At 67.9% G+C, this 4158-nt stretch carries 1 protein-coding gene; it reads right to left on the bottom strand.

Annotated elements, in window-relative coordinates; genetic code table 11:
* Positions 1-236: 236 nt before the first annotated feature.
* A partial coding sequence (locus tag U9980_RS23795; protein ID WP_322769973.1) for an NB-ARC domain-containing protein occupies positions 237-4158 on the bottom strand: 3922 nt, incomplete at its 5' end.

Genomic DNA, 4158 nt, shown 5'->3' with positions numbered 1-4158 from the left:
GTGGAGGGCCGCGCGGACGGCCTCGGCGCGTGAGTGATAGCGCCCCGACGACACCATCGTGTCGAGCGCGGCTACCTCGGCTTCGTCCAGCCGGACGGCGATCTGTGGCATGCAATCAGAATACCTCGTCGACTCCCGTCCTGGTATGCATGTTGCACACCAGGACGGGAGTCGCTCGCACACAGGCCCGGTCGCGCAGGTCCGGCGGCTTGGCCGCCGGAACGGGCCAGGGCCGATCAGAACCGGGGATGATGGACGAGGTCGAACACATAGAGGCCACCGTCTCCGCCGACGACAAGTCGGTCGCCTGTCGAGTACCACGCGACCGAGCTCAACGGCCCGTCGACCTTCAACGCGGCCACGCATTCGAATGAACCGGCCTGCCATATCCGCACGGACTGGTCGCCACCGGTGGTCGCGAAATATCTTCCGTCACGTGTGAAGGCGAGATCGGTCACCTGGCCCGCGTGACCGGCCAGTGTTCTGGTCGCCGACCCGGTGCCGAGATCGAAAACGTGAATATCACCGTCGGCCGACCCGCACACGACATCGTGACCGCCTGGCGCCAGCTTCATCACCTCCACCGTGAATCCTTCCCACGTGGTGGTGGCGAGTGGCCGGCCGGCCGGGAGGCTCCACCGCCGGAATGTGCCGGTGCCGTCGACGGAAATCAGGGTCTTCTCGTCATCGGCGATGTCGATCGCGCGAATGTACTGGTCACAGTGCAGGGATGTGGTCGTGGGCCGCCGAATCCGTAGCCGCTTCGTATCGTTGGCGAGCGACGCCAGGCGCCTGACGTGGATCCACCGGCCGAGCCGTCCCGCAAAGGCCATGTACTGATCATAATGACTGATCACGACCTGGACGGGTGGGCTGATGGACGGCATGCTGGCAAGCAGTTCACCGGACTCGGTCCCGTAGACGCGGATGTAGCGGTCCTCACCGGCCAGAGCTATGATCGTGCCGTCCCGGCTGACCGCCAGCGACGTGATCCCGGCACCGGCCAGGACCCGCTGTTCGGTCCTGCTGGACGAATCCACCAGGTGGACGCCGCCATGGTGCGCGGCGGCGAACCAGCCGTCGCTCGGGCTCGTCGCCACAGCGGCGAGACTGCCCGCGAAGGCGGGAACTTCGACGGAGCGGGCCGCGATCCCGGTCGCAGGCCAGGCGCGGGAGCTGTCCCACAACCGGACGGTCGTGTCCTCGCTCGCCGACGCTATGTTTCCGTTGTCGTTGAAGGCGACCGCGGTCACCGGCCCGGAGTGTCCACGCAGGACTGCCCGCCGGTCGTCGTCAGAGAGGTCCCAGACCCGGACAGTTCCGTCGTCGCCACCCGAGAGCACCCAGTCGTGAACGGGATGCGCAGCCAGCGACCGCACTTTTCCGGTATGCCCGGAAAACACCTGAGTCACCGTCCCGGTGGACCATTCCGTGACGACTATCCGCCCGTTTTCCTCGCCTACGACGAGCCGTGAACCGTCTGCGCTCAGTGTCACGCAATCGCGCGGATTCACTTTTATCCGCCGCGCCTGGCACACACCGGTGGAGAGGTTTGCGAAATAGAAGACCCCGACCTTGCCGCCGGCACAGACGATGTGGCTCCCGTCCGGGCTGAATGTCAGCGGCTTCGCGCCCATGATCCCCCGGATGACGTGGCGCTCCTGGCCGGTGTCGACATCGAGCACCCGGAGTGAGTCCTGGTCGGTGTAGGCATACCACCGGCCGGTGGGGTCGAGCAGCGGTGCATGGCCGCCTGCGCACCGGCGGACCGTGGTGAGGGCCCCGTTGTCGACGTCCAGTCGATGCAGGAAGCGTCCTATGGTGGTGATGAAGACCGATTGTGAATCGGGGGTGAACCGGATGGACGCGATCGGCCCACTGCCCACCGGCGGGAAGACTTCCGTCCGGCGGCCGCGGGTTGTTTCGCTGATATGTACGGAGATATCCGAACCCGACACCGCAACCCATCGGCCATTCGGACTGGTCGCGATATCGACGACAACGCGTGGGTTACCCGGGAGAACACGCAGCAGGGCCGGGTCCGGGAGGTCGGGCATCGGCCAGGCGGGGGTGAGACGCCCGACCGGCTGGGCTGCGCTGAAGGCCCGGGCGGCCGCACCGAAGTCCGGGTCGTCCCAGAGCCGGCTGACGAGGGTGGCCGCCTGGGCGTGTGCGGGGTCGGTCGGCTCCAGCAGGTATGCGTTCTGTTCGATACGGGTTCGCAGCAGGGCCGCGCGCGGATCCCGGGCCAACGCCAGGTCGGCGTTGATCGCAGCGACGCCATGTAGCCGTAGGCGGGCTGTGACCCATCGTAGGTCGATGACCAGCGTGTCCAGCTCGACCCTTGCCGGGTCGCCGGTCGGGTCGCCGGTCGGGTCGCCGGTCGGGTCGCCGGTCGGGTCGGCACCCACGCTGGCTAGATGAAGGTGTTCGGCGAGGTGATTCCACAGGTAGGGCTCATCGGGTGGGAGCGCCCACCAGGCGGTACGTCCGTCCGGCTCGGTCGGGACGCCTGCGCGGTGCGCGTCCACCAGAGTGCGGTGCAGCAGTCCTAATCGACGGGCGTCGCCATCAGGTCGACCGGTGGAGTGCTCATGGCGCAGCGCGCGGCGGATGTCGTCATGCAGGCGTAGCCCTTGGGCAGCCGTCCCGTCCGTGCCGGCCGTACCGGTCGCGGTCGCGAGTGAGAGGCGGAGCAGGTCGTCGCGCAGGCGGCCGCTGTCCTGTGGGCTCAGCTGGTGCAGGTGGGTGAATCGGGCCAGTTGGGCCCAGAATCGTTCGAGCGTTACGTGCGGGATCGTCACGTCCTCACCGAAGACGGCGAGTGCTGTGACCAGCGGCAGCCGATCGTCGCCGATCAGGGTCAGACTGGCCGAGACCGCGGAGCTGACGGCATCGGACCGCGAATCGCCGTCCGCAAGCGGTGACGGGCTGCGGTCGGACGGCGGTGCAAGCCGCGGTGGACTGGGCCGCGGTAGGACGGCCGGCGACGGACTGGCCCCTGGTAGACCGGTGACTGGTGGATCGGAAATCGGTGGACCGGACGGCTGCAGGCCGGAACGCAGTGGTACGGGGCGGTACCCCGGACCGCGTTCCACCCAGGCGACGGCTTCGGAAAGGGTCGCGCCGGCATTCGTCCGGGCCCGGAGTTGGCCGTTGACCAATGAGAGCAGGACCGGCCAGCCGCCCGTCATCGACAGCAGTCCCGACAGGTCCGCGCCCGCGACGGCGTCGCGGGCCAGACCCGTCGTAAGCAGATCACGTGCCTGGCCACGTGACATTTCGTCGACCGCGACCGTTCGCGCGTCAGCTGGAATGACGGTGGGAATGCGGGTCGTCACCAGCCGAACGCAGCCCCGCCCACCGATCAGGAAGGGTGCGATCTGGTCGGTTCGCCACACGTCGTCCACGACCAGCAGATAACGGGATGTTCCCCCTGCGCCGTCGTCAGTCCGGCGTGTCTGCGTCCGGCGTTCGAGGAGTCGGCCCAGATGACGCCCGGCCTGCATCGGGTCGACGAATGTAGGGCGGCGCCCATCGAGCACCTCGGCGAGCTGGTTGACGCGCCCCGCGAGATCCGGCCCTGAGATCTGTTCCCCGAGGGTTGACCACAGGATGCCATCGCAGAACCACTCCCGCACCTCGGGATCGGCGCACAGGGCCTGCGCAAGTGTCGTCTTGCCCAGCCCACCGGCACCGTGCAGCGCCGTGGTCATCCCCACCGGCCGGCCGTCGTCCGAACACAGCAGATCAACCAGCGGCCGGGACAGTTCCGGGCGCGCAATCGGTACCCGCGTCAGTTCCGGAGCCATGTTCATCGGTCCGGGGTTCGGCGACCCATCGGTCCCAATGCCTGCGCTGGCCGGGCGAAGCTCGACCAACGCCTGGTAGAGCGCTCGTTCGAGGCCGTCCGGGGTGGTGAAAAGATTGACGGTGACGTCAGTGTCCATCACGTGGCGCCGGAAGGCGGCCTGGCGTGGCCCGTGGTCGAGGTCGATGACGGCCTCCGCAGGGACGTTCGCCTTCTCGTCCAGCAGGAACGCCAGCCGACGCAGGCCGAGATCAGCCGCGGTGCGGAACTCCAGCTCGGTGTAGGAGACCTCGGGTGAATCCCGGACGGGTGACCCGTAGCGGAAACCGAAAAGACCTACGTAGACA

The sequence above is a fragment of the Protofrankia sp. Cr1 genome (assembly GCF_963555865.1).
In the GTDB taxonomy this organism is placed as follows: domain Bacteria; phylum Actinomycetota; class Actinomycetes; order Frankiales; family Frankiaceae; genus Protofrankia.
Note: the sequence above shows the minus strand (reverse complement) of the source record. Positions and strands in the feature narration are given on the sequence as shown.